This is a genomic window from Methylotuvimicrobium buryatense, from assembly GCF_005931095.1.
Taxonomy (GTDB): domain Bacteria; phylum Pseudomonadota; class Gammaproteobacteria; order Methylococcales; family Methylomonadaceae; genus Methylotuvimicrobium; species Methylotuvimicrobium buryatense.
Genome location: NZ_CP035467.1, coordinates 220,681 through 246,843 on the forward strand (window position 1 = coordinate 220,681; position 26,163 = coordinate 246,843).

The following is a 26,163-nucleotide window of genomic DNA, read 5'->3' on the forward strand; positions in this document are numbered from 1 at the left end:
AAAATATCTTTGATCACTGACTGCAAACTGGGTCATTGCCGCCAATGATTTGGCTTGGGTCAAAAATCCAGTTAAAACCTAAGCTACTTATGAAAATCACGGCGTTGCTGGTCCGGAATGTTGCGTAAGCTACGCTGCGACTCGAACGCCTAGCTTAAGGATACGGTAAGGGTCAACATGACAACCTCCAATTACATCTATTGGCTCAGTTTGGATGATATACGGAAGGGGAAAATCCTTGCAGTTCACAGATTTATTGTTGCAACCTAAGTTTCGTGGTAGATATACTGTTAACAGCTTTATAACTTGTTAGCGGGAGAAGGAGACGATGGGAGCATTACTTACTTCAACGGTTATTGCGGCGATTGTTGCTGCTGCTGTTGCCTTTTGGACTGCACAGAGAAAAATAAGCATTGAAAACATTACACAGGATCGTAGAGCGTGGCGCGAAAAAATCAGAAATAATGCTCTTTCAGTTCACGATGCACTGATTTCGCGAGATGAAAAATCACTTAATAAACATAGAGCGGAGTTTGCGGCACTGCTCAACCCAAACGATAAAGATGACGTAATCGTTTAGCCCCCCATCACTAAAAAAGTAGCATCTCCCGTTAAAACATGAAAAGCTATAGGACATGACGTTGAGCGACCGAGACCTTAGCCAAATGGACACGGACTATCTGGATGATTTGCCGGAGGGTGAGTTGCGTCCATTGAGTAAGCAACTGTTGGTGGATCTCAAAGAAGCCCGAGAACGACTCAAACAATCCCCGGATACGAGTTCGCGTCCGCCGTCATCCCGGGAGCCTTGGCAATCGAATCAATCCAGCGCCGAACCGTCGGAAGAAGCGCCGGCAACGGACGACTTGTCGGCACTGGATTCGTCTGAGTCTTCGTCAGATGACTTACCTAGCCAGGACTCGGCAACACCTCCGGCGGCGACCGGTCATAGCGAAAAGCCTAAAAAAGCCGGGCGCCAAGTCGGTAACCCAGGCTATAGCCGCAACCTGACCTTACCGGTGACACGGACGATTGAGCATCGCCCGGATGGCTGCGCCGCGTGTGGGCAATCGTTTGCCGACAACACCGACTATCGACCCTGGAACGCCCGGTTCGAACTGGAGCTTGAAGTCGGCAACGCCGAATCGCCGAAATTACAAATCGAACATAGCCGACATGACTACTTCTCGGCGACCTGTCCCTGCGGTCATCAAACCCTTGCCGAGCCCGGGCGAGGCGCCGACGAAGACGGCTGGAGCGTAGCCCTGAGCGAATGGCATCTGTGCGGCCCCCGGCTGGTCAGTTTTCTGGTCTATCTCTCATTGTCCCTACGGGCATCGCGCCGCAGAATCCAAGCCTATTTGCGCGATTGGCTGGGAATCTACCTCAGCACCAGCACCATTAATCAATGCATTCATGAAGCGGGACGTGCCGTTGCGCCGGTCGTCGACGAGCAGTTGATCGCGGAACTCAAGGCCGCCGGCCTCTTACATATCGATGAAACACCCTGGAAAGAAGCCGGGCAGTTATTTTGGCTCTGGGTCTTTGTCAGCGCACAGACGGTGATTTATCAAGTGGGCAAACGCCATCGTCTCGTCGTGAACCAGCTCTTAGGGGAAGCGTTTTGCGGCTTACTGATGACCGACGGCTACAGCGTCTATCGCATCTTTCCTAGGCGCTTGCACTGTTGGGCGCACTTGGTGCGCAAGGCCCGAGCACTGTATCAGTGCCTGGATAGCGAAGGACAAGCTTTCGGCGAAGCCTTGTTATTGGCCATGATCCTGTTGATGCGCAACATCCACCGACTCCGCGAATCGCCGCCGGATGCCGAATCCTTATGGGCGCAGAATCAACAGTTGCTGACCTTGCTGCGCTCGCTCTGCGAGACGCACCGAGACATCGCGCATGTTGACAGCCGACAATTAGCCGGCGAATTTCTCAACGATTGGGAGGCCATCGTGCGCGTGGTCGAAACGCCGGCGCATCCATTGACCAACAACGTGGCGGAACGCAGTTTGCGGCACTGGGTATTGCTGCGCAAAATCACCTTCGGTTCGCGGACGGCACAAGGCAGTCGCGTGGTTGCCTTGCTGGCGAGCGTGATTGATACCGCGCGTTTGAGAGACCTGAATCCTTGGGAGTTTATTGCTCAAACACTGGCCGAACGCCGTAAAAACCAACCCGTCCCTCGTTTGCCTATGCCGGTTTTGGCGTGATAGGAACAGGGGGGCTAAACGATTACAAGATGACAGAGAGATTATTGGTTGTATAAAACTGCCAGTTGAGGGTAAAGAAAATGAGTGCTCTGATGAATTCTCAGAAAGAATAGCCCTGCTACTCAAACATGATTGGGAGAGGGTTAAATTAGAGGCAGGTCCATTTTTCATGAGAATAAAAGGTCTCCGGCAGATATTATCCAAGGTCATTTATCAGCCAGATCGAGAAAAGTACAAGAGAGTGCCGGGATGATTGTCAAAAGGAGTAGCAAGTAATGTGGCATCTCATAGTTTTTGCTGCGCTGTATCTTTTCCTCCCCTATGTGGTATTGCTTATCGTTGGGTTTTGGATCTTGTATGTTGTAATCCGTAGTATTTACCATGCATTTTACCCTGAGTCAGAACGAGCTTATCTAGAGCGGAAGGCAAAAGAGGCTGAGGAGAATCGAAAGCGAAAAGAGCAAGAAGAGGCAGAAGCCAAAGCAAAAAGAGAGAGAGCAAAGGCTGAAAACAGAGCGTGGATGGAGCGTGAAGCTAAGAAAAAAAGAAAAATTGAAGTCGAACGCCAACAGCACCGAGATGGTGATCAACAAACTACACCATATACATACCAAATTGGCAAGCACGGGAATGAATCGCTTGCTATTAGATATGGAATTGCCAACCAAGAACGAAAAGTTAAAGAGTATTGGTACTATGCAAAAGGTGGTGAGCAGAAGAGGAACCCTGATAGGGATCAAGTTTATTATGAGCCTGCGAGCACGATTCGGTTGCGAAAAACAAGAAAGGTGAGCAAAGACCTATACGAGGTGCTTTTAACTGACTTTAGAGAACGCAAAGCCAGGGCTATTATTGAAACGGGAACTGAGTATGTGAAAACTTTCTACCCACTTGATGACAGCTGGTTTGAGAAACACGCTGATCTTGAAGAAACATTAAACGGAAACAATTCGTTTACTTTAAAAGAATTGGCTACATTTCATGTTCAAAAGGCAGTTGGTATTTAATCAGCATATTCCGCTAACAAGGCGCTCCACTGGACGGCAATTCCGCTGCGCTCCATTGCCGCCAGTGAGCTTGGTCGTTCTGCGAAAAGATGATGGACACCCTACCCGATGATCGAATGCCTGAAGCCGAAGTTAGCCTTCGGTTAGCGCTTTACATTGCTCGCAATCAATATGCGACAGGTGATGTGGATGTCGCAATCGACGGTGCGCAGGTGCGAAATCTGAATAAAATTCACTTCCCGATGGACAAATTTCTCCGCGATGAGGGGTTGATTGCCGTTACAAGATCTGGAGATTCATGGCAGGGCGTATACAAGATTGCTGATTCTCAAAGTAAATTGAAGATTCACTCCAGCCCAGGCCTTGGCGATGTTGTAGCAACACTGCGAAACGGCCGGCGACTACGAGTTGAAAGCAAGAAGGGAAAGCTGCAACGATCCAAGAGCTCATCGGAATACCCATTGTTACGTGAGGCAATCGGCCAACTAATGACGGTTTCAGAAGTTTCGGATATTGATCTTTTAGGTGTTGCCGTGCCACACTCTACAAAATTTGCTGAACTTTCTAGCCGCTGGTCTTCAGCGCCATTGATTCAGCGTGTCGGAATCATAATTATATGCGTCCACCGCAGTGGGCTGGTGGACGGTCTACCTGCAATCGCAGAACCAAGCAATGCACCCGAGTCGCGAAGTCGGACGTTTTGAAGTTGGAAAGTCTCTCGTCGCGACCGGGTGATTGCAACCGCTGATGCTGATGCTGATGCTGAGCGTTCAGCGTCGTAGGACGAAACCGAAATGTCAAATCTCAAAATCACTGAAATCAAGGCCTTCGTTCCGTCAAAGGACTTCGAGCTTTCCAAGCAGTTCTACAAGGATCTTGGTTTTACGATGGCCTCTGAAGGTGCCGGTATCGCTTACTTCCACTTTGGGCATGTTAGCTTTCTGCTCCAAGATTTCTGCGCCGAGTCGTTCGCCGAGAATTTCATGATGCACATCCTGGTAGAAGATGTGAATTCATGGTGGCAGCAAGTCCAGAAAAGCGGTGTCATTGAAAAATACGGAGTCAAGGTTACCGAGTTGGAAAATCAGCCTTGGCGCATGCGTGATTTCTGTCTTTACGATCCATCCGGTGTTCTTTGGCGCATTGGCCAAAACATTGATTGAACTCCAAGGGGAGCACATGCGGTTGAAATCTACGCCGAACCCATAATTCTAGCGGACCGCCTCCGACGGCCGGTGAGTTCAAACGTTGAATTTTCCTTCAATGTCGGTTTAGGTGCGTGGCTAGATGTCTCTGAATGACTGCTTTACAAGGACGACCAGCCACCCATACTAATCCGGTGTCTATCTCTTGATGGCCGGGTGGAGCCAAAAAAGGACGTAAGGTTGGTTGCCGAATAGCTGCCATTCACCGAACTTAGGGATGGAAAATTTCGCCGGCATCGCCAACGGCCGGTTTTGGCCGTTACCCGTCTAATAATCATCATTCGCCGCATCCGGCAAAACCACCACAAACGGCCCCGCCCGAAGATTCCCTTCGCCATAACCCCGCACCGGCACCGACGGCCAGCGGTTGAATTCCGGTTCCGCGAGGATTCTTTCGGCCGCTTTTAAACATTCCGCGAGCAAATCCGCATCGATGCCGTGGTCGAGTAGGGCGGTTTGAAGGCTCGGATATTCGCCTTCCAAGTCGTAATCGGCCATCGCCGCCCCGAAGCCTTTGACCCATTCGATCAGTTCCGGATCTTCTTCGTTCGGCACAAAGCCCTTGCCTCCGGATTTATAAAACGCCCAGCCTTGCGCCCAGTGATTTGGTATGTCTGTCATAAGTCCTCTTTGTTTCAAACACATTATGCGGTTCGCATCATTGCTTGTAGCTTAATACCGCATATTGCATAATGCGAATAGCGTTTTATTAGGCGCTATTTTTTGTGCAGCCACATAATAATGGAATGAATAAAAACCCCCTCTCTATGTCTTCCTTATGGAATAGTGCGTGTTCCGGAGGTTTCACTCTTCTTGAAGCGTTAGTTGTGGTTGCGATTATCGCGATTTTAGCAGCTCTTGCCGCTCCTGCCTTTAATTCGACCCTTGATAAACAACGTATTACCGGTGCTGTTGAAGCAATAGCCACCGATTTGCGTTTGGCACGCGCTGAATCGATTAAACGCAATAGAATCGTCAAGGTGACTTTTTCAACAGGAAGCAACTGGAGTTATACCGTTCATGCCGATCCTGACGGAAGTAATGAATTACTCAAGACAGTCAACGGTAGCGATTTTTTCGGGACAACATTAGATTCAGCCGCCTTTGGCGGGGATGACGATGTTTTTACTCTATTTAATCCAACTCGAGGCGATAATCTGATGGATGGCGCTACTACTTTGACATCTGAATATTTTAGTGCGACTGTCACCGTCAGTCTATTGGGGCGCATTAGGATATGCGGGACTATAGACAGGTATCCGCTATGCAGCTAAGTAAACGATATCAAACCGGCTTGACTTTAATCGAGTTGTTGATTGGGATGTTGGTCGGTTTAATCGTTGTTGCGGGTGGTGTCAATGTTTTCGCTACATCGGTTAGAGGTCAAAGCGACAATATTAAATTGACTCGCTTAAATCAGGATATGCGGGCAATGATGGATATCATGGTGCGCGATATTAGACGCGCTGGCTTTGTTACAGATGATCCTGAAAATAATGCCGCTTTGCAAAATAACCCCTTTTTTGACGATCTCACAGCCGGCGCAACAACGGATATTGCGATATATGACAGTGGCTCATGCATTGTTTATGCGTATAACCGTAATAATGACAATCCTCCGGTTGTGAATGATGATGAACGTTTTGGCTTTCGACTGAATAATGACGGCGAATTGGAAATGCGTCGTGATGGCACGACCAATGAGAACTGTACTAATGGCGATTGGCAATCGGTCACCGAGCCGGATGTTGAGATAATTGATTTAGCGTTCGTATTGGCTACAGAAGTTCTTAATGTTACCAGCATGGCGACCGACTCAGATAATGATGGATGCTTTGATGGCGACGATAACTGCAACGGATTGTGCGATGCCGGTGAAGCGTGTCGGACATGCGTTCGAAATGGCACCGCACCTGATCCTGCTTGTTTGTTCGTTCGCAATGTTGCAATCGGATTGACGGGGCGTTTACGGACCGATACTGCAGTTTCGCAAACAATCACGCAACAAGTGCGGATCAGGAACGATAAATATCTACCGCCTCTTAATTGATTGGGACTGCCTTGATATGAATATGATTGGTATTGGCTTTATGAGACGACAGCAAGGAGCGGCTACGTTGATTGTGGTCATAGTTTTGTCGATAGTGATGGGGGGCGTTGCGCTGACTACGGCGCGTACAGGCGTCATGGAACAACAAATTGTCGGTAACGATTTACGAGCCCGCGAAGCACAGGAGGCAGCCGAAGCCGGGCTTGAATATGGCTTGGCTTGGGCCAAAAGCAACACAATTCCCAATAACGTCACTTGTGCAGCGGGTTCGTTGCCAAATGGTTGCCCCTCGGCGCTCCCGCCTGTTGTCGGAACCTCGACAGGTGAAAGCTATAATTATCTACTAACTTTTACTAAAGGAAGCGACGCGATACGAGTGACTTCGGTATCGCAAGGAAGTAACGATGCCAGCATAACAGCACAATCAGAAGCGTGGGTTAAACAAATCCGCAAAAGTCTGTTCGGTTCCGGCATGACGATGCCGCCGCCGTTGGCTGCATCAGGGTGTATTACGGGTACCAAAGGAAGCCCGACTACTTATTTACTCGGGGTAGGCAATCTTGTGGCCGCAAGCGGCACCAGCGCTTCTTCGACTTGTCTTCCTCAAGGGCATATGAACGTAAACCTGTGGGACGATGCGAATAACAATGGCGTGTTAGACACTGGCGAGACGGGGGTATCGGATAATTATAATGTCGGTACGTTTCCCGGGTGTCCAGGCACTGAATGCGCATGGAATAATTATTTTGAAATGAGCTTGTCCGATGCTAAACAAGAAGCCACAGATGCAGGCCATGTGTATACAAGCATTCCTTGCGGGCCGCCGAATTCATCGCCTTCAATCTATGTTGTCAATAACAGTGGGCCGATAAATTCATCCGATATAACCGGTTCTTGTTCTGGCGTAGGCATTGACAATAGGACCATCGGCGGACCGAATAATCCGGTTTTACTGATTATCCCCAGCGGATACGGATGCCCGAAGTTTAATGGCAGCATTCGCGTCTACGGCGTTATTTATTACGAGACGGCGACAGCTTGTGCGACCAATGGTTTTGGTGGAGCAGAAGTTTATGGGGCAATTCTGATCGAAGGGGATGCGTATAAGTTTAATGCCAATACGAAATTCATTGAAGTCGATCACGGCAGCGGTGATGCCTTGAATGATATTTTTCAAATGAGCGTAGATGATGCTACGCGCATTCCCGGTACCTGGAAAGATTTTTAAAGGCGTGATCATTATGAACGTGCAGCATCGCAAAATTCGAGGCTTTTCTTTGATTGAGGCTATGATAGCCTCTTTAGTGGTCGGCATGACAATGCTGGGCGTTGCCCGTTTGCAAGGGATTACGTTGTCCAGTAGCGGGGATAGCCGGATGAGAACGCATGCGCTGAATCTAGCGCAAGAAAAAATCGAAGAATTACGCACCTTTGTACATCAGTCCGACTATAGCGCGTATTCAGGGTCTGATAGCGATACACAATTAGGCGCCAATGCGACATTTACACGAACCTGGACGATTACGGGTTGTGCGAATTCAGTTGAGTGCAAACAAGCCAATGTTGCCGTATCTTGGCAAGATCAAGCGGATACGACGCAAATCGTACAGCTGACTTCATTCATTGCCGAAGTCGATCCGGTGAAAGGCGGCGTAGTGCTCCTGGCGATGAATAATACTGGCGGAGGCGGAGGCGGCAGTCCTGACGATTGTACTTGGGTACATGGCACCGTGCCGAATGGCAGTACCGTAACGGCTTATTTGTCCGGTACAGTCGCGTCGCTCGATGATTGCGTCAGCGAAACCAGGTTATGCACCGAAGGTGTTTTATCCGGTGCTTATACCTATCTTTCGTGCAGTGTCGATGGCGAGAATGGTGACGGAGGCGACGATGGGGGAGATACGACGCCACCAGAAGATGGTAACGACGGAGAAGGAGAAGGAGAAGGAGAAGTTGTAGGCGGCGGTGGAGGCTTTGTTTCCTGTAGCTGTTTTTTTCGAAACCCTGGTCAAGGTTATTCGTTGAGCGGTACGAATCCTTCTGAGTGTACCGTGTCTTGTTGCCAAGAGAATGATACGGGATCTGGAAATAGCAGGTATTTTTCGGCAAGTTGCCCCGTTGAATAAATCGATTATTCGGGATTATCCTTGAGCCATGCCCGGAACTCGTCAAGTATGCCTTTGCTGGTCAGTTCGGGGGTGGTGCAATTGAATACTTCGCAAAGGTGGCTTTTGATTCGGTACATGGCTACTATGCTTTAGTTGTATTTTTAAAATAACGAAAAAGGAACCTGAATGAAATTTTTATTAACATTTTTAGCGGTTATTTTCTTGACTGGTTGTACTACAGCCGGCCCTTACGTCACTAACATTTCAAGTGACGGCAATAATGGATTAAATATCGAAAAATGCAAAGTTGAACTCAATGCGTTTTTAGGTGTTGTAAATACAGGTGATTGTTCGAACAGCAATATAAAACTTTCACGTCAATAATGATTTACTTGTTTGCACAATCGTTATCTCACCAAACCCCACCCCAAACAAAACCCCGACCGCAGCATCAAGGCGTTTAAACACCCTTATTTTGCCGCGCGCGGTCTCCAGCATCGGATTCAGTTTATGCTTTCCGGACAGCGTGACGGTCCAGCCGTCTCCGGAGGCGTGTTTTTGGATGACGGGCGCCTCTAAAGCGCCCGCCTGGAATAAAATTTCGGCTTCTTTACTATTCATATTCACTTTTGCGGCTACAAAAGCTAGACTAAGTTAAAACAAAATTACACTTTTGTATGATAAAAGTGCATCCATGATTGTGCGAATCGTCTTTATTGTAGCCTTATTCTTGCCTTTCCGGGTAGTGGCCTGGGATGACGACGCCGTGTTGTCGTTCATCGGCCGGGTTAATCCGACCCTTCTGGCCCAGCAAAACGTCACCAAGGCCTATGCCAAGCCGGATGCTTTAACCTGGGCGTTGCAGAACACCTCGCTGGCCGGCCGGGTCGGTGTCGGCGGTACCGAGTTCCGGGACGACCCTTACACCGTGTTCGGCGGCCTGCAAATCAACATTCCGTTGTCGTCGGTCAAGGAAGAACGAGAGGCGGCCTTGAAGCAAGTCGCCGAAGCCAAGGCGTTTGACGATATGCTGTCGCGCGTGGTGGCCGATATCGTGCAATTGCGGCAATTGGAGGCGGACCTGGAGGCTTCGGAAGTGAAGCGCACGTTTTTGAAGGAGAAGGCCGCCTGGGTCAAGGACCGTATTGATCAAGGCTATGCCTCGGACATGAACGAGCTGTGGCAAATCGGCAGCAAGGTCAACGCCGAAGACGCCCTGGTGGCCAAAGACACGCTGCTGATCAAGACGCAGCGTTACAAGCTGGCCCGTTATGCCGGCCCAGAATGGCGAACGCTGTTGGCCTATTTGGAGGGCAAGACCGAAACCTTGGGAGGCACCGATGGATGAGATTGTCGGCCTGATCGGCCGGGACGAAGTGGTCGGCGATTTGGTCGCCGAGATCAAGAAGGGCAAGCACGTCATTTTGACCGGCCCGGTCGGCATCGGCAAATCGGCGGTGCTGAGGGCGGCGCTGGACCGGCTCGGGGCGAAAGTGCCGCTGTTGATCCGGCTGCATGATCATCAGGCCAAAGGGCAATTCGTCGACATGGCCCGGCAAATGCTGGCGCTGGATCTGGTCACGCCGCAAGAGTTGGAATTGCCGGCGAAGTATCACGATACGCCGGGTTCCGAGATCGACTGGAAAGAGATCAAAAGCCAGGTCAACCGGATGAGCATGCGCGACCTGACGCACGCGGTGATTCCGGCGTTGGCCCGCGCCGAAGACAAGCCGGTGATCGCGGTCGACGACCTGACCAGTTTGACGCCGACGCAAATGGCGTTCTGGCTGGCCATCTTCGACCATGCCCAGGTGATCGGCTGCGCCTCCGAGAAAAAGGCCCGGGTCCGGAAACTGTGGTGGAAGATGCGGGAGATTGGGGTCAAGCCGCTACCGGCGGACACGATCCGCGCGATCGTCAAACGCTACATCGAAACCAAAGGCATCCTGATCGAATCGCCGGAGCTGTATATCAGCCACGTCGTCAAGCAATCGGGCGGGGTGCCGCAGGCGATCTACGACATGCTCGACGAATCCGGCAAGGAACGGATCATCGACAAGCGCAAGGTGCGCGAAATGCGCCACGAGGCCGGCGTGCAATATCTCGATTTCACGCCGATGGTGATGGTCCTCGGGGCGCTGATCGTGTCGATGCGTTACGTCGGCATGGGTACCGGGGACAAGACGCTGTACATCATGGGCGGGATCGGGGCGGCGCTGTTTCTGACCTTCCGGTTCTTTATCTTTAAGGGGGTAGGGCGGTAGTGTAGCTCGACTCATTCAGGGGCGAAGAATGGAAGAATTTACAATTATCGGGTTTCTTGATGCCGGGGTGAAATACATCGAGAAAAGCGGAAAGTTTTGCCTGGTTTGCTTGACAGAGGATTACGAGCGGCTGGTGATTTGGAGCGATGAATATAACACAGCCAATTTAAGTGCTGTTTCCGGAAAGCCGTTACCGTTTGTGATTCTATGCGAAGTCATGGAGCCGGAAGGGCCGTCTGCCGCCGCATATGGCGATGTGTATTGGGTAGATGAAGATAGCGATCTTATTGTTATCGATCGCATGATATGATTTCATATCATACCGTATCATATCATTCGCTATGCTAGCCGCCACCCACGCCGCCTTTTCGACCGCGCTCTATCTCGGCGGGGCGGCGGTGTTCGAATACCCGACCGAACCGATCGCCTGGGGTCTTGCGATTCTGTTTTCGTTCATGCCCGATATCGATATCCCGACCTCGCGCGTCGGCCGGCCGTTGTTCTTCATTTCGGTGCCGATCGAAAAGCGCTTCGGCCACCGGACCGTTACCCATTCCCTAATCGGCGTCGGCGTCCTCGCGGCCTTGGCCTCGCCGTTGTATCTTGTTTGGCCGATGGGCTTTTGGGCGATCCTGGGTGGCTATTGGTCGCATATCCAGATCGACATGGCCAACATCCGGGGCGTCGACCTGTTCTGGCCATCGCCGCTGCGCGTGGTGATGCCCGGCAAGGTCAAATACCGTCTGGAGGTCGGCAGCAAGGCCGAAATGATCGTGTTGTGCGCGATGCTGGTGTTCTGCGTCGGGCTGTACCCGATGAGCAATCTGGGTCTGCGCGGCGGACTGCATCAGATATTGAAAGATTTCGATATCGCCTACAGCGAGTTCGTCAAGGTCCAAGGCCTAACCTGGCACACGCTGGAACTGAAGGCGATCGACAATTTGACCCTGGAACACATCGAATGCGCCTGCCCGGTGCTCGGCGCCTGGCAAAAAGGGCTGATCGTCGACTACCAGGGCCAAGCCCGTTCGGTCGGCAAGAGCCAATTGCACCACAACCTCTATCCGGTCGATGCGGTGCTGATTCAGGGCGAGCCGCTGCGCGTGATCTCCCAGCGCGTCGACATGAAAGGCCGGTCGTTGCGCTGGCTGGTCGAGAACCTACAGGCGAACCACGCTTATTATTTGCTCGGCGAATTGCACATCGACGCCGACAAAGTGGTCGATGTCACGCAATTGGAGGCGTATCATCCGGTCAGCTGGAGCGGGGCGAAGGTCAAGCTGCATTACGCGAAGGCGGGGGATCTGGCCGATTATTTGAATCTGACCGCCATCCGGGGGGAGTTAGTGGTTCAGTTTTGGTTGAGGCCGGGGGATGCGATGGTGGATCTGAAATTCAGCGGTAGCGATGCTGGGAACCGGATTCCAGGCATTCTGCAAAACTTTTAATCCCTGTGAGTATGGATTCTTATTATTTATTTGTTAACTAACATATATATATATTTTAGTTAAATTTGTAATTTAAGGATCAACATTTTTACGTCGCCTCCAATTCGCTCAGTTGCCGCTCGATGTCACGCCGGTACGTTGCAATCGAATTTACAAGATCGACGGTGGCCAGCGTGTCGGCCGTGGCCGAATGCGCGGAACCTGTCCATGATATGCCGGCTATCGATGTCGCTGTTTCCAGTGATATTGAACCGTAGCGGTTCGTGGGTCCGAAGGCTTTGGCCGCCAAGTACATCGCGCATCGGGTTTCGACCGCTTTCCACCAGTCCGTAGATTCGCCGAACGCGCTACACGTCTGATACACCATGCGGGAATCGAACTCGGCATTGAAAATCACCACAATCCGTCCGGCGACCAGCTCTTTGACCCGATGAGCGACTTCCGGCCAGGCCGGCGCCGATGTCAAGGCGGCTTCATCGATGCCGTGAATGGCAGATGCATCCGGCTCGATAGGGATGGTCGGTTTCATCTTGGTTTCGAAATGCACATGGCCGGCCGCATCCGCTAGAGCCAGCTCGATAATCTGCGCGTTATAACCGAGGCCGGTGGTTTCCGTGTCGAGAAACAGCGGGTCTTCAGCAAGCCAAGCGCAGGCGATTTCGCCGGCAAGCGCTTCATTGCTGCGGAGCTTCGCTTTCAAGGCCATGATCGCTCTGGCACGTTTTTGCTTCTCTGTCGGCTCACGCTGTTGGATTGTCCGGATCGGCACGCAGTCGGCTATTCGATAAACCCCGAATTCTCGACCATAGCCGTTTTTGTAATGCTTTATGGGAATGGCGTCCGGCTTTGGTTTCATTCTGAATTCGTCCCGCAACCGACCCTTGGAAAAGCATCTGTCAGCGGCGATGGCTTCATCTCTGGCTTTTTGTAGTGCGTTGTCGTCCATAGCGGCGGTAAATTGATCAATACCAATTATATTTATAGATAACCGATTTTCCATTAGCCTAAAACTTCCGTCAATACTAAAATATATATATGTTAGTTAAAGTTGGTAATAACAATGGCTAAATCTGGGCGATCGATCTATTTTTACACACTGGATCACTACAAGGCCGATATCGAAATTGCTATGGATTTGGAGAATATAGACCAGCGAAGGGCGATGGCTGCGGCGGCGTCGAAACGATATAAGCAAACGGTATTGTTTCATTGGTTGGAAAGGGCGGAAGTAGATGATGGCGTGGATCTGACGCCAACCTTGGCGCTGAATCTGGTGAAGGGCTGGATGGGGCGAGGCATTGACCGTTTGACATTAAACAAATGGTTCGCGGTTACCGGGCGCACGGCTGCGAATAAAAGCAGGGACCATCACAGGAAGGATGAGTTGATAGAGAAATACAAGGAGCAAGTGGATAGAGACATCAAAAAAGCGATCAGCGACATGGGGAAGGTTCGGAAAGCTGTATTTTATAGAATTAACTAAAGTATATATATGTTAGTTAATTTATATTCTAATTGAATGTACTCATTACCTCAGTATAGTTAGAAACACCTCTAAGCCTGACCGCGATCCGGTGGGATGCGATGGTGGAGTTGAGTTTTTCCGGTAGTGGAAAAAGTGAGTATGTTCCTAGTCTATTAAATGGCCTGTAAGCCTCTAGGTGATAAAAATGAAACAACGCGAAGCTTCACAACATGAAATAGCTGCTCAATGGAACGCTAACGTATCAATAGGCGATACCGTTGAATATCGTAGCTATCCTGGAGCTGAACCAGAGTTATTTTCAACTCGTACAGCCGCCAGCATACTCGGCGGTCATACGGCTGTTGTGTGGCTAAATGGTAAAAGCGGTTGTGTTGCCGTTGATGCTTGTCATAAAGTTGATGAGAGATAGTGTGGAGTTTTTTCTGTGAAGGTAAGGCATAGACGCCGGGGCGGTTGGAGGGGTTGTTTTAATCATTACCACCAAAAATCATGCAAATAGAGTTGTAGAAATCTCAAGGCTCTTCCCCATGTATTCATGTAGCCCCATTGAAAATGCCATGAGGCATCGTCTTCCGAGGTGTTTTCAAAACGCCATGAAATTTTCTGTAAATCACTGACGATATCGACCAGATCATCGATAGCATCCCTCAGAAATAGTTTTGTTTCCCCGTTCGGTTCCGAGATATGGGTTGCCATGTTGTACCAGTCCAGAGTTGGAAAGCGCTTTTTAATGGTTTCCCTTATTGCTGGGTAGTCGGTTTCCGGCGGATCGAGATAGTCTGTTTCATCGAATTCATCACCTACAAGCCTGACCGAATATGCCAATTCATCGAGTGAGGACATAAGTATGCCCAAGTCTTCCGGTTTATCTTCTTGATTCAAAACGATCGACAAAAAATGATCGATTGCTGTTTGAATCTTTATGTGAGCGGGTTTGGAGGCCATGGCCTGATTTGGTGTTGTAATTGATCTTGTAGCCGCCATCCTGTTGGTTTTGCTTTAGGATAAAGCCAACGACATCCTTCCGATACCCATTTTTCATAGTAGGGTTCGTTATCATCGAGGCCATATTCGCAACCACAGCAATCGCAAATATCGTAGCTGAACCATAGCTCTTCCATTGACTCATAGGGTTTTTCGAGAGGTCCCCAACCACACAGTGGGCAATATTCGATTTTCATTTATTCGGTGTATAAAAACGAAGTGCCTATTTTATTTGCATGGCTAATAAGCCGTATACCCTTATTTGCTATACTCTAGCCGCTATGGGCGGTTGTTTCCAATGGGAACGGTTGCAGGCGCTACGGTGATTGCATTATCCGGTTCGAATCCGGCGCCGCTCATAGCTTTACCAAACCCCCGCCAATTCCCGCCAATCCGTCGTATAACGCTGCGAAATCCGCTCCGCCTTCGGCTTCCAGCTTTTATCAAAACCAGTTGCCGCGATCGAAACGGCACTCGGAAAGCGGTGGTTTATCTGATCAATGGCTTTCATCAGGTGACGGTTTTCAGTAGATAGGCCGTCAACCATCAAGTCGAATACATCCATTTGCCCTGGCGTGGTTTCCGGCTGGATATGGCTCAGCTGGACGCCGCATTTCTGATAGTTATAGCCTGGCCTGTATAGCTCTTTGAGCATCTGATTAGCGGTAGCTATGATAGACCTCGTGTCTTGCGTAGCCGCATTCAGCTTACTACTGGCCGCCCGTTGATATTGCGGCTCATCCGGGTTGAAGGGACTGGTCCGGATAAATATCGTAATGCAGCCGGTTACCGAGTCTTGTTGCCGGAGTTTTTCGGCGGCCCGGCTGCAGAATTCGGCCATGGCTTGCGACAGCTCGGCGTATTCGGTTAAGCGGCGGCTAAAACTTCTGGAGCAGACAATCTGCTGTTTATCCGGGGCGATTTCTTCCAGTGCCAGGCAAGGCGTGCCATTCAACTCCATCACGGTTCTAGCCACCACAACATTGAACTGGGTTTGAATGCGCTTGCTGGATTGGGACGCCAAATCCCAAACGGTATGAATGCCAAGTTGATTCAGCTTGACCGCCGTGCGCGGGCCTATGCCCCATACCTCGCCGACCGGCACAATGCGCATCAGTTTTTCCCGGCGCACCGGGTCGGACAGATCCAGAACACCGCCGGTTTGCGGCCATTTCTTGGCGGCGAAGTTCGCCAGTTTAGCGAGCGTTTTGGTCGGTCCTAGCCCCACGCAAACCGGAATGCCGGTGGTTCGAACCACCGTTTTTCTGATCAGCTGGCCATAAGCAATTGGGTCTTTGCCGCAAGGGTAAACGCCGGTTAAATCCAGGAAGCCCTCATCAATGGAATACACCTCAAGATTGGGAGCGAATTCTTCCAAAGTGGACATGACTCTGGCTGATATATCGGCGTACAGCGTGTAGTTTGACGAAAAAAGTTTGATTTGGTGCTGGTTGACCAGTTGCTGAATCTGGAACAGCGGCACACCCATTTTAATGCCCAATTTCTTGACTTCGGCACTTCGGGCGACGACGCAGCCGTCATTGTTGCTGAGTACGGCAACCGGCTTGCCGATCAGGTCAGGCCTGAACACGCGTTCGCAACTCACATAGAAGTTGTTGCAGTCGACCAGGGCGATAAGCCGTTGCGTGGGCATTACAGCGGGTGAATGACATTGGTGACCACGCCCCAAATCACCGTATCAATCTCTTCACGAAGCACGATATTTTTATAAGCCGGGTTTTCCGAACCTAACACCCATTGGCCGCCCCGGCGCTTCAAACGCTTGACGACCAGCTCCCCATTCAGCGCGCAAATCACGATCCTGCCCGGTACCGGTTCCAGCGAACGATCGACGACCAGAATGTCGTTCGGATGAATGCCGGCGCCGAGCATCGATTCGCCTTGCGCGCGGACGAAGAACGTTGCGGCGGGCTTTTGCACCAGCAGCTCGTTCAGATCCAGGGTTTTCTCGATGTAATCGTCGGCCGGCGAGGGGAAACCGGCCGAGACTTTGCCGGCAAACAGCGGCAGGTTCACAGTTTTAGGGTTTGAAGCAGCGTATAAAACAGTCGTTGGCATAATGAGCATAGCGGGTTGAGAGTGAGAAGAAGCCGAAAGGCGTTTATTATGTTCTCTTATTGTTCTCTTTTAAATCGGTTTTTGCTATGCTGTCAAAAAATTCCAAACCAGCGATGAGGGGCGCCGCCATGCAACGCAAAATTCACATGCAGGATCAAGTCAGAAACCGGGTGGACGAGATTATGGAAGATCGCCGATCGGATTACATGATTGCTTGGGGTATGAAGGTTTTGGTGGTTTCGGCGATTATGTTGGTGGGGATGTTTTAGTGGGTATTGAGCGCCGGGTTGGGCGGTTTTCGTTTTTGAGTAATTTTTGATGGCTTTAACGGTTCAGATATGCCTAATAATTGGCTTATTAACGTTGATTTTTTTTAAAAAAAGGTTATTGTATTCATTGAATTTTATGAATTCAAATAAACATACTTTGTTGATAATTTAATTTTTTATGAATTCATTTAGCGAAGACCCTATTCTTGCATATAGCAAAGAGCTGGCGATTGGGCTTAGCGGTCTTAAGATTGATCCTCTCCTTGATAGCTTTAAGATCGTAGGCGGAGCCGGCGTTATTAAAGCGCATGCAAAAAAATCAACAGGTGAAGTGATATCTGTGTGTGTTCGTGCGAACTCTGAAAAAATAGAACAGTTTGATCCTTCACAGATGTCTATCAAAGAACGTCAAGTATTATGTAAAGAGCTATTTAATGATGGTTGGTCGCAGAGCGAAATAGCTGATTTATTTAGTGTTTCACAAGCTCTAATTTCACGTGATCTAAAAAAGATAAGGGAATTGTAGCTTGGTTCCAAATATGCCTAATTTATTATGATGATTCCTGTGATGCTTTTTATACGTTAGATATATGGATGCAAATACAGCAAGAAATTAAAGATTACCTAGAGCGTTAGCTTCGATTGGTGTTTATTAACCTTTTTAGGTCAATCTATCAGCCTAATATGTATCAAAAAATCAATATTTTCTCATCAATTTTTAATTGGCTGACCTCAAACGACGAACGTAGAATTAAAAATAAAAATCCTGATCTTTATGTATTAAAAGATACAGACATAGAAAAGGAATTAAAGATTAGAAGTGAAGCTGAACGTCTTGGTAACTCAGGCCTACCGTCACCAGACGCTGTCCAGTTAACAGGAATTGAAGAACAAATAATTCATAGAATTGACCGTGCCCGACTGGATTACCTGGACTGGGCAAATACACGCCTTCAAGTCTTAAACGAAGATCTATCTCGTCTCGACATACAACCTATCGTAAAGAACACCCTTCAACTCGATCAAGAGTTTTCTCGGGAAGCAAGCTCTCTTTTGGATGATTCTGAGCCTTTTATAAAGTCATTGCTTAATAGATTTGAGAAAACAAAAACCGAATTAGATAATTTTAAGATTAACAATGATCTCACACGAGATGCACACTACCCGACTAAGTGGCATTTATTTTTTAAATTCTCGTTTTTTATATTTTTAATTTTAGTAGAGGGTTTAGCTAATTCTTTTTTCTTTGCTCAAGGTGTTGATAGTGGTCTTATCGGTGGCTTCTTTATGGCCATGATGTTTTCTGGATTTAACGTGATAACCGCTGGTTTACAAGGTCGGTTTGTCATTCCTTTTTTGTTTCATAACAATTGGCCGGTTAAATTTTTAGGTTTCTTTCTTTCTTTGTTAGGGGTGGTTTTAACTGTTTGCATAGCTTTAGGAATATCTCATTATAGAGATGCTTTAGGTATGGATAAGGTTGAACCTGCGTATTCAGCTTTTTTAGCTTTGAAAGCCAATCCTTTGGATTTACACGATATTATGTCCTGGGCTTTATTTGGGATAAGCCTACTGTTTGCTGTTTTTGCTTTGATAGATGGTATTTCGATGTCTGATCATTATCCATTCTACGCTTCTAAAACAAAGCGTTATATTGAAGCTAAGGAAGAGTATGAGACTGAGTTTCATGATTTACGTGAAGAATTAAACGAATTGAAAGCAAGATTTCTGAAGAAGCTCAATGAAAACTCAAATGAAATAAAATCAACATTAGAGAAGCAAAAGTCTGTTATTGAAAGAAAGCATACATCTGAGAAAAGGTTACAGACAGCAATACAAGATGCAGACCAATGTATGCGGTCTTTACTAGGTATTTTCAGGCAAGAAAATATGATCCACCGAAAAGGTCTACCCGTTCCAAAAACCTTTAATAAAGTACCATCACCTAAATCTCTAAACATTCCCAATTTTCATTTGGATAAAGACTGGGTAAATTTTGAAAAACAAAAATTTGCTGCAGATGAAGTTGTACTAAAGCTTGAAGATATTAAAGCCTCCATTCAAGCTTCGTTCAATAGAGAGTTCGATAGGCTGCAACCACTTGGTTTACATATAAATAGTCAATAGACCAGTATTAAAAATGAGTTTAAGAAGAAAAAAGAAAAAAAGTGAGACATCCTACATCATTGGTGGTGTGTTTTTAATTTTTGTTACTCTCATTGTTGCTGGTGCTTTAGCGCTATACCATATAGAAAACAAAAATATTGAGTTAGATAATTTAACATTATGCCCGTCTTCTGGACCTACAGGTCACTTGGTCATTCTCGTTGATAAAACAGACCCTCTCAACTTTACACAGAAAAAATCCTTTCAGGTTTTATTAGAAGAAATCATATCGAATAAGATCGGTCCCGGTGAACTCGTATCTGTTTTTTCCCTCGGAGAAGATTATAAATCAACCGCAGAGCCTTTAATCAGTATATGTAACCCGGGGGATGCTAGAGATAAGAGTGAGCTAACCTCAAACATCAAAAGATTGGTCGATCGTTATGAAAATCAATTTAGGTTGCCCATGTTACAACTCGCTAAAGAGTTGACCAGTCAAGAGCCGGCTAAATTATCCCCCATACTAGAAATGATACAACTGGTATCAATCAATGGGTTCCGCGCATCAGGCGTTGATGGACCAAGACGCTTAATTTTAGTTTCAGATATGTTGCATCACACGCCTAATTATTCAATGTATAAAAATGGGTACGAGTATAAGAAGTTTTTAGATACCGACTACGGGCGAAAAATGAATGTAGATCTAGCCGGTGTTCAAGTTGAGTTGCATTATGTGCTCAATACCCCTAAGTATCAGACACGCAAACATCTCAAATTTTGGGAGGATTATTTTTCAAATGCAGGGGCGCATATTGTGTTAGTTAGACCTCTTGAAGGTTAGGACACTATGGCTGTCAAAATTAGACTTAAGAAACTCTTTGTTATTGCTATTGTTCTGAAGGTAAGTTTTTCAGGCATCGGTTGGTATATCAGTGACCCTTGGATATTTGGATTATTACTCCCCATTACGGTCATGTCTCTTTACATCATCTTAGGTAATTATAGAGCCCATAATGATGTGACTGATGAGAAGTTTGCAGACTCCTGTTATTACATAGGCTTTATTTTTACCATAACATCAATCGTTTTTAGCCTTTTTGATCTACCAGATATTGAGTCAAAGATGTCTGAAATTGCCGTGCGATTTGGTGTTGCAATGGTGAGCACTGTTATGGGTATAGCAGTGCGAGTTTACATGGTCAGCTTCAAGCACGATTTCAGTGATGCAATAAGCTCAGCGGAAGATGGTGTTATTGATGCTACTACTAGGCTTAACGAACAGTTGATTATCTCTTTGGAAAAGTTGCAAGAGTTTGATTCAAGAGTTGAAGATGCAACTAGAACGACCCTGGACAGAGTTGCCATTGGAGTAGAACAACTAACCGAATCCTACAGCAACAAAATCTCTTTATTATTTGAGGAAATATCTAACCATAACAGACAAGCATTTGAGTCTGCATTGAACGAAGTGAAAGGCTCAACAAATCGTCTGACTGACTTAGTCGACTACTATTCTTCATGTCTACGTAGCAATCTTGATAGTATTGAGGGAAAAATAAGCTATTTTTCAGATGCCGTGACTAAAAGGCTAGATGAGACGGCTTTTCCAGATGATTATTTTAGTAAAAAATTGGAAGCCCCCGTTAATCGTCTTTGCATTAGCACAGAAAAAATAGCTTTAAATGTGGCAAAAGCGGCTAAAGATGTCGATTCATCAGTTGATGGTATTCAAAGTTCATTGGGTTTATTACGCTCAAGGTCGGATGACATTGAATATGTATTAGACCGTGTGGTTTCTTTTTCAGACACGCAGGATAAAATTCTTGCCGGCGCACATAATCAAGTTGAAACACTTAGCGATCTATCCAGATCGTTAAAAACTCTACAAATTAACATTGATACTGTAACCGAAGCTTTAGTAACACAAACAACACTCTTTAAGAGTTATCTCGAAGAACAAAAATCACAGACATCAAATTTATCTTTAGCGGCAAAAGAGCTAACCAACACCAATGAAACGCTGACTAAAAGCAATAAGACAGAGCAGAATTTATATGAAGTAATTGCTAATACGCTTTCCGAGATAAATAAAGAAAAAGTTGAACTAGGTCATAGGCTTGTAGAAATAGAGAACAAAATGGTTCAACATCACGAGGTAACAGTTAAGGATATCAATAAAGTATTGGATCAGATTGTTTCGAAACTGGAAGGCATTGTTAGAGAAGTACCTAGTTTCAAAGATATTTTGGAAAATGCGGCTAGTGATAGGGCTTATATCCTTCAACGTCTTGCCGGTTCGGTATCCTTGGGCAATGATTCTCAAAGAATAACCACGCCACCACCTGGGCAAATCGATATTTAGCTTAATGAAAAGTATTCCACCGCGTGGCGATTCAATTTTCCAGCTCTCATTGACAGAAATTGCTTTCTCTTTGATTTTTATATTGTTGATTCTTTTGGGGTGGATGTATGCAAGCACCGACAGGAAATACAAAGAAGTAAATGAGAAATTAGAAAAACTCCAAACTTTAGATACATATAAAGATCAATTAGAAAATTTTGAAAACCAATTAAAAGAAATCGGCGCTAACCCAGATGAAATAATATCGAAGCTTATTGAAAACACGAAAATTATATCTGAATCTGTTGAGTTAAAGTCTAAGATAGATGAGCAGGATGAACAACTTACACAGCTAGTAAATATTCGTGAAATGCTTGAAGAATTAAAAGAAAAATCAGATAACGATATAACAGATAAGGAATTAGCAGCGGCGATTGAATTGGTCAGCAACCTGAGCGAAAAAATACCGGATATCAAAAAAGATGAAAAGAAAAATTTATCTGAGGAAAACATAAAGAGAATACAAGAACAAGCACTTAATGCTTTGGAGTTAATGCAATATCTAGAAAAATCTTATTTCGATAAATTTGATCAATCTATTGATAGAGAAAAGCTTCAGAAGATTGCAAGAACTTTGATTGAGTCTTCGGATATAAATTATGCTAGAGAACTTTCCGATCTTAAAGGTCAAGTAGCTTATCTTCAAAATAGATTGTCCTCTGGTCCAGGAAGGGATCATCCTCCCTGTTGGGCAGATGAGAACACTGGTCGAATTGAATATCTTTTTGATATTGTCATCACACAGGAAGGGCTTGTTGTCGATAAAGCATGGCCTGAACATAGAAACAGTGAAGCTTTGGATCTCCCAAGAATTAAAAATGTATTAGGAAAAGTTGTTTCCAAAGGAAAATTTATCAATGAGACTATTGAAATTTTTAATATTTCAAAAAAGAAAGAATGTCGTCACTTTGTAATATTAAAAAACAGGGTAAACGATTTAACTTATTTTAATGCTCATCGTTTTGCGGTAAATGGCATCTTTTATACCTACGAACCTAGGTGATTAAAAATATGAAAAAATACATCACACCGCTAATCAGTCTAACTTTGGGCATTTTTCTCATCATTATTGGCATCAATATGTCTAAAGCCCAAAATATGTGGGATGAGAAAAAGACTGACCAAATCATAAAGCCTGGCACCAAAGTTAGAAATGCGGCTATCGGTGCAGGTGTCGGCGCAGTCGGAGGCGGGGTCACGGCCACGATTGTTGGTGGAATCGGTATTGTTGTTGCGGGTACCGGTGTTGGCTTGCCAGCAGGTATAGGTTTGATTTCACTTGCGGCAGGCCTTGGTGCAGGTGCCGGTGCGGTTGCAGGTGCCGCTACAGGTGACACGACTTCAGTGGATACGGTCACAACTACCATCACACATGTTGCCCCTGTTTATGAAACATGGCAATGGGGAGTTGTGTTAGCAATCGGTTTCTTCTTGCTAATCTATTCGGTTTATAAGATTAGTCGTTTCAAGGTATCACCATAGCCTTTTCAAGTTACCTTTTTATTATCCGCTAAAATTCGATAAACACTGGCCTCACCGATATTAAGCTGCCGGGCAATCTGCGTTTTTGTTACGCCATTGGCCGCGAGCTCAACGACTTCCTGGCGCAGTTCGGTGGGCAAGGGTTTTCGGCCTTTATACTTGCCCGCGGCTTTTGCCTTGGCGACGCCTTCGCGCTGCCTCTCCAACATGATTTCCCGTTCGAATTGAGCGACACCGCCCAAGACGGTCAGCATCAACTTGCCGGTGGGCGTTTGCGTATCCATGCCCAGGTTAAGAATGCGCAGGCCGGCCTGCTTTTGTTCCAACGTCTGAATAATGGCCATGAGATCCGCAACCGATCGAGCCAAACGGTCCAACTTTGTCACGACCAAGACATCGCCTTCCCGGGTAAACTCCAAGGCCGCTTCTAACTGAGCCCGGACGGCGACCGAGGAAACTTGCTCCTGGAAAATTTTTTTGCACTGAGCCGCTTCGAGCTCTCGAAGTTGTGCTTCAAGCCCTGCGATTTGTTCAGTCGTCGACGTTCTAGCGTAACCGATAATCATGTTTCTCTCAATAGAGTTTTAAGTGCTGTGATAGAGTATCTATCATAATGCAATTAAAGGTCTATTGATAGGATTTTTGGCGGGGTTGTGACTCTATCATTAGATCAAGGCCTATTGATAGTGTAGAGGTATGAATGGGGAGTAGAATTTGGAAAAATCAGCCGCTGATTCTGCCTTCAAAACTATCGGGCATTCCATTCGAAAAATGTCCACTAAGTTCGATCCGAAACCAGCTAGATTTTGAACGCCTTGGATCGGCCATTATGTGAAGCTTCCTTTTATGTATAGCGGTGTTGCCGCAAACGAGGTGCGATCTGGCTTGGAAGCCTTTATCACGCCACAAACTTTACATAATTTCCACGATTTCAAGATAGGCAGCAAAATCTCCGAACCCCATTTCTGACATGTACTCATATCGAAAAATCATCTAATCGCCATTTTTATAGCATCAATTCGGCTTACTTCAAGGAGTAATGGTGTGTGCTCGACCAGCACTTGGTAGCAGAAGAGATGATTTAATGAGTTCATAACGTAATCGTTTAGCCCCCCCCTGTTCCTATCACGCCAAAACCGGCATAGGCAAACGAGGGACGGGTTGGTTTTTACGGCGTTCGGCCAGTGTTTGAGCAATAAACTCCCAAGGATTCAGGTCTCTCAAACGCGCGGTATCAATCACGCTCGCCAGCAAGGCAACCACGCGACTGCCTTGTGCCGTCCGCGAACCGAAGGTGATTTTGCGCAGCAATACCCAGTGCCGCAAACTGCGTTCCGCCACGTTGTTGGTCAATGGATGCGCCGGCGTTTCGACCACGCGCACGATGGCCTCCCAATCGTTGAGAAATTCGCCGGCTAATTGTCGGCTGTCAACATGCGCGATGTCTCGGTGCGTCTCGCAGAGCGAGCGCAGCAAGGTCAGCAACTGTTGATTCTGCGCCCATAAGGATTCGGCATCCGGCGGCGATTCGCGGAGTCGGTGGATGTTGCGCATCAACAGGATCATGGCCAATAACAAGGCTTCGCCGAAAGCTTGTCCTTCGCTATCCAGGCACTGATACAGTGCTCGGGCCTTGCGCACCAAGTGCGCCCAACAGCGCAAGCGCCTAGGAAAGATGCGATAGACGCTGTAGCCGTCGGTCATCAGTAAGCCGCAAAACGCTTCCCCTAAGAGCTGGTTCACGACGAGACGATGGCGTTTGCCCACTTGATAAATCACCGTCTGTGCGCTGACAAAGACCCAGAGCCAAAATAACTGCCCGGCTTCTTTCCAGGGTGTTTCATCGATATGTAAGAGGCCGGCGGCCTTGAGTTCCGCGATCAACTGCTCGTCGACGACCGGCGCAACGGCACGTCCCGCTTCATGAATGCATTGATTGATGGTGCTGGTGCTGAGGTAGATTCCCAGCCAATCGCGCAAATAGGCTTGGATTCTGCTGCGCGATGCCCGTAGGGACAATGAGAGATAAACCAAAAAGCTAACCAACCGAGGGCCGCACAGATGCCATTCGCTCAGGGCTACGCTCCAGCCATCTTCGTCGGCGCCTCGCCCGGGCTCGGCGCGGGTTTGATGACCGCAGGGACAGGTCGCCGAGAAGTAGTCATGTCGGCTATGTTCGATTTGTAATTTCGGCGATTCGGCGTTGCCGATTTCAAGCTCCAGTTCGAACCGGGCGTTCCAGGGTCGGTAGTCGGTGTTGTCGGCAAACGATTGCCTACACGCGGCGCAGCAATCCGGGCGATGCTCAATTGTCCGTGTCACCGGTAAGGTCAGGTTGCGGCTATAGCCTGGGCTACCGACTTGGCGCCCGGCTTTTTTAGGCTTTCCGCTATCACCGGTCGCCGCCGGAGGTGTTGCCGAGTCCTGGCTAGGTAAGTCATCTGACGAAGACTCAGACGAATCCAGTGCCGACAAGTCGTCCGTTGCCGGCGCTTCTTCCGACGGTTCGGCGCTGGATTGATTCGATTGCCAAGGCTCCCGGGATGACGGCGGACGCGAACTCGTATCCGGGGATTGTTTGAGTCGTTCTCGGGCTTCTTTGAGATCCGCCAACAGTTGCTTACTCAATGGACGCAACTCACCCTCCGGCAAATCATCCAGATAGTCCGTGTCCATTTGGCTAAGGTCTCGGTCGCTCAACGTCATGTCCTATAGCTTTTCATGTTTTAACGGGAGATGCTACTTTTTTAGTGATGGGGGGCTAAACGATTACGTTCATAACAGTCTCCAGAAAAAAGCCTAAGGAATTTCCATTCCAGATAACTGCGGAATTTATGTTTAGCCTTTAGGACGAAGTGCCTTGCTAAACCTGCCGATTACAAGCTATAAACCATTCGGAGCCAAATTACTATCCATAAAAGGAAACTTCACATAATGGCCGTTATGCATAGCTATGCATAACGGCCAAAACCTGCCGGTCGCAACTGGCTGCTTTATGGCGATGAATATTGCACTTAATGACCAAGAAGGCCAAAGGGGCGGTTGAGTTGTAGATATT

Annotated in this window: 31 protein-coding genes; 23 read left to right on the forward strand and 8 right to left on the reverse strand. The window is 47.5% G+C overall.

What is annotated here, in order from left to right; genetic code table 11:
- Positions 1–328 precede the first annotated feature (328 nt).
- From EQU24_RS01065 to EQU24_RS01085, 5 genes are all read left to right on the forward strand, one after another.
- Positions 329–580 carry a hypothetical protein gene (locus tag EQU24_RS01065; RefSeq protein ID WP_017841278.1) on the forward strand — a complete coding sequence of 84 codons (252 nt, stop codon included), beginning with the start codon at positions 329–331 and terminating at the stop codon, positions 578–580.
- Between the two features lie 55 nt (positions 581–635).
- Positions 636–2,216, forward strand: coding sequence for an IS66 family transposase (gene tnpC / locus EQU24_RS01070; protein WP_244310899.1), 1,581 nt, complete (start codon positions 636–638; stop codon positions 2,214–2,216).
- 275 nt (positions 2,217–2,491) lie between these two features.
- Positions 2,492–3,223: a cell envelope integrity TolA family protein gene (locus tag EQU24_RS01075; protein WP_017841288.1), complete on the forward strand. Its 732-nt coding sequence runs from the start codon at positions 2,492–2,494 to the stop codon at positions 3,221–3,223.
- A 116-nt stretch (positions 3,224–3,339) separates the two neighbouring features.
- A complete protein-coding gene (locus tag EQU24_RS01080; RefSeq protein ID WP_026130236.1) occupies positions 3,340–3,927 on the forward strand; it encodes a hypothetical protein in 588 nt (195 codons plus the stop codon).
- A gap of 90 nt (positions 3,928–4,017) precedes the next feature.
- The gene (locus EQU24_RS01085; RefSeq protein ID WP_017841286.1) at positions 4,018–4,386 is read left to right on the forward strand and encodes a VOC family protein; all 369 of its coding nucleotides are present in this window, start codon (positions 4,018–4,020) and stop codon (positions 4,384–4,386) included.
- A gap of 309 nt (positions 4,387–4,695) precedes the next feature.
- On the opposite strand, the gene EQU24_RS01090 is transcribed toward EQU24_RS01085, so the two are convergent.
- Positions 4,696–5,049, reverse strand: a complete 354-nt coding sequence (locus EQU24_RS01090; RefSeq protein ID WP_017841285.1) for a hypothetical protein — start codon at positions 5,047–5,049, stop codon at positions 4,696–4,698.
- A 125-nt stretch (positions 5,050–5,174) separates the two neighbouring features.
- Between EQU24_RS01090 and EQU24_RS01095 the strand changes: the two genes are divergently transcribed.
- The 5 genes from EQU24_RS01095 to EQU24_RS01115 all read left to right on the forward strand — a co-directional run bounded on the left by EQU24_RS01095 (position 5,175) and on the right by EQU24_RS01115 (position 8,970).
- Positions 5,175–5,702 carry a GspH/FimT family pseudopilin gene (locus tag EQU24_RS01095; RefSeq protein WP_017841284.1) on the forward strand — a complete coding sequence of 176 codons (528 nt, stop codon included), beginning with the start codon at positions 5,175–5,177 and terminating at the stop codon, positions 5,700–5,702.
- Entirely contained in the window at positions 5,693–6,478 is a 786-nt protein-coding gene (locus EQU24_RS01100) for a PilW family protein (RefSeq protein ID WP_014147550.1), read from the forward strand. The genes EQU24_RS01095 and EQU24_RS01100 overlap by 10 nt, the downstream gene beginning before the upstream one ends.
- A gap of 16 nt (positions 6,479–6,494) precedes the next feature.
- Positions 6,495–7,706: a pilus assembly PilX family protein gene (locus tag EQU24_RS01105; protein WP_017841283.1), complete on the forward strand. Its 1,212-nt coding sequence runs from the start codon at positions 6,495–6,497 to the stop codon at positions 7,704–7,706.
- 13 nt (positions 7,707–7,719) lie between these two features.
- The gene (locus tag EQU24_RS01110; RefSeq protein WP_017841282.1) at positions 7,720–8,604 is read left to right on the forward strand and encodes a type IV pilus modification PilV family protein; all 885 of its coding nucleotides are present in this window, start codon (positions 7,720–7,722) and stop codon (positions 8,602–8,604) included.
- 168 nt (positions 8,605–8,772) lie between these two features.
- On the forward strand, positions 8,773–8,970 hold the full coding sequence (locus tag EQU24_RS01115; protein ID WP_017841275.1) for a hypothetical protein: 198 nt from the start codon (positions 8,773–8,775) through the stop codon (positions 8,968–8,970).
- Here the strand turns inward: EQU24_RS01115 and EQU24_RS01120 are convergent.
- A complete protein-coding gene (locus tag EQU24_RS01120; protein WP_017841274.1) occupies positions 8,959–9,207 on the reverse strand; it encodes a hypothetical protein in 249 nt (82 codons plus the stop codon). The genes EQU24_RS01115 and EQU24_RS01120 overlap by 12 nt on opposite strands.
- Before the next feature lie 73 nt (positions 9,208–9,280).
- On the opposite strand from EQU24_RS01120, the gene EQU24_RS01125 reads away from it, so the two are divergent.
- From EQU24_RS01125 to EQU24_RS01140, 4 genes are read left to right on the forward strand one after another with little or no spacing between them, the layout of a single operon-like run.
- Positions 9,281–9,934: a hypothetical protein gene (locus EQU24_RS01125; protein ID WP_017841273.1), complete on the forward strand. Its 654-nt coding sequence runs from the start codon at positions 9,281–9,283 to the stop codon at positions 9,932–9,934.
- The gene (locus EQU24_RS01130; protein ID WP_017841272.1) at positions 9,927–10,850 is read left to right on the forward strand and encodes an ATP-binding protein; all 924 of its coding nucleotides are present in this window, start codon (positions 9,927–9,929) and stop codon (positions 10,848–10,850) included. The genes EQU24_RS01125 and EQU24_RS01130 overlap by 8 nt, the downstream gene beginning before the upstream one ends.
- A 28-nt stretch (positions 10,851–10,878) precedes the next feature.
- Positions 10,879–11,160, forward strand: coding sequence for a hypothetical protein (locus EQU24_RS01135; RefSeq protein ID WP_017841271.1), 282 nt, complete (start codon positions 10,879–10,881; stop codon positions 11,158–11,160).
- Between the two features lie 31 nt (positions 11,161–11,191).
- On the forward strand, positions 11,192–12,298 hold the full coding sequence (locus EQU24_RS01140) for a metal-dependent hydrolase (protein ID WP_017841270.1): 1,107 nt from the start codon (positions 11,192–11,194) through the stop codon (positions 12,296–12,298).
- Between the two features lie 88 nt (positions 12,299–12,386).
- Here EQU24_RS01140 and EQU24_RS01145 read toward each other — a convergent pair whose 3' ends face one another.
- Positions 12,387–13,244, reverse strand: a complete 858-nt coding sequence (locus EQU24_RS01145) for a 3'-5' exonuclease (RefSeq protein WP_026130234.1) — start codon at positions 13,242–13,244, stop codon at positions 12,387–12,389.
- A gap of 114 nt (positions 13,245–13,358) precedes the next feature.
- Here EQU24_RS01145 and EQU24_RS01150 point away from each other — a divergent pair, with 114 nt between their 5' ends.
- Together EQU24_RS01150 and EQU24_RS01155 are read left to right on the forward strand one after the other, a co-directional pair.
- The gene (locus EQU24_RS01150) at positions 13,359–13,781 is read left to right on the forward strand and encodes a hypothetical protein (protein WP_017841268.1); all 423 of its coding nucleotides are present in this window, start codon (positions 13,359–13,361) and stop codon (positions 13,779–13,781) included.
- Between the two features lie 187 nt (positions 13,782–13,968).
- On the forward strand, positions 13,969–14,193 hold the full coding sequence (locus EQU24_RS01155; RefSeq protein ID WP_083877732.1) for a hypothetical protein: 225 nt from the start codon (positions 13,969–13,971) through the stop codon (positions 14,191–14,193).
- A gap of 65 nt (positions 14,194–14,258) precedes the next feature.
- Here the strand turns inward: EQU24_RS01155 and EQU24_RS01160 are convergent, their stop codons facing one another.
- The 3 genes from EQU24_RS01160 to EQU24_RS01175 all read right to left on the reverse strand — a co-directional run bounded on the left by EQU24_RS01160 (position 14,259) and on the right by EQU24_RS01175 (position 16,847).
- Positions 14,259–14,729, reverse strand: coding sequence for a DUF5063 domain-containing protein (locus EQU24_RS01160; protein WP_017841267.1), 471 nt, complete (start codon positions 14,727–14,729; stop codon positions 14,259–14,261).
- A gap of 403 nt (positions 14,730–15,132) precedes the next feature.
- Complete coding sequence (locus EQU24_RS01170; RefSeq protein ID WP_017841266.1) at positions 15,133–16,422, reverse strand: Y-family DNA polymerase; 1,290 nt, start codon at positions 16,420–16,422, stop codon at positions 15,133–15,135.
- Positions 16,422–16,847 carry a LexA family protein gene (locus EQU24_RS01175; protein ID WP_201764864.1) on the reverse strand — a complete coding sequence of 142 codons (426 nt, stop codon included), beginning with the start codon at positions 16,845–16,847 and terminating at the stop codon, positions 16,422–16,424. Before EQU24_RS01175 ends, EQU24_RS01170 begins: the two co-directional genes overlap by 1 nt.
- 128 nt (positions 16,848–16,975) lie before the next feature.
- Here EQU24_RS01175 and EQU24_RS22180 point away from each other — a divergent pair, with 128 nt between their 5' ends.
- From EQU24_RS22180 to EQU24_RS01205, 7 genes are all read left to right on the forward strand, one after another.
- Complete coding sequence (locus EQU24_RS22180; RefSeq protein ID WP_017841264.1) at positions 16,976–17,116, forward strand: hypothetical protein; 141 nt, start codon at positions 16,976–16,978, stop codon at positions 17,114–17,116.
- 178 nt (positions 17,117–17,294) lie between these two features.
- Positions 17,295–17,642 (forward strand): helix-turn-helix domain-containing protein, encoded by a 348-nt coding sequence (locus EQU24_RS01180; RefSeq protein ID WP_017841263.1) that lies wholly within the window; start codon positions 17,295–17,297, stop codon positions 17,640–17,642.
- Between the two features lie 158 nt (positions 17,643–17,800).
- Positions 17,801–19,243, forward strand: coding sequence for a hypothetical protein (locus EQU24_RS01185; RefSeq protein WP_201764863.1), 1,443 nt, complete (start codon positions 17,801–17,803; stop codon positions 19,241–19,243).
- Positions 19,244–19,256: 13 nt separating this feature from the next.
- Entirely contained in the window at positions 19,257–20,063 is an 807-nt protein-coding gene (locus EQU24_RS01190; protein WP_017841261.1) for a hypothetical protein, read from the forward strand.
- A 6-nt stretch (positions 20,064–20,069) separates the two neighbouring features.
- Positions 20,070–21,584: a Rad50 family protein gene (locus EQU24_RS01195; protein ID WP_017841260.1), complete on the forward strand. Its 1,515-nt coding sequence runs from the start codon at positions 20,070–20,072 to the stop codon at positions 21,582–21,584.
- 4 nt (positions 21,585–21,588) lie between these two features.
- The gene (locus EQU24_RS01200; protein ID WP_017841259.1) at positions 21,589–22,626 is read left to right on the forward strand and encodes a hypothetical protein; all 1,038 of its coding nucleotides are present in this window, start codon (positions 21,589–21,591) and stop codon (positions 22,624–22,626) included.
- 8 nt (positions 22,627–22,634) lie between these two features.
- Complete coding sequence (locus tag EQU24_RS01205; protein WP_017841258.1) at positions 22,635–23,105, forward strand: hypothetical protein; 471 nt, start codon at positions 22,635–22,637, stop codon at positions 23,103–23,105.
- Between the two features lie 5 nt (positions 23,106–23,110).
- Here the strand turns inward: EQU24_RS01205 and EQU24_RS01210 are convergent, their stop codons facing one another.
- Positions 23,111–23,671: a recombinase family protein gene (locus tag EQU24_RS01210; RefSeq protein ID WP_017841257.1), complete on the reverse strand. Its 561-nt coding sequence runs from the start codon at positions 23,669–23,671 to the stop codon at positions 23,111–23,113.
- 559 nt (positions 23,672–24,230) lie between these two features.
- The gene (gene tnpC, locus EQU24_RS01215) at positions 24,231–25,811 is read right to left on the reverse strand and encodes an IS66 family transposase (RefSeq protein WP_040575330.1); all 1,581 of its coding nucleotides are present in this window, start codon (positions 25,809–25,811) and stop codon (positions 24,231–24,233) included.
- Positions 25,812–26,163: the final 352 nt, after the last annotated feature.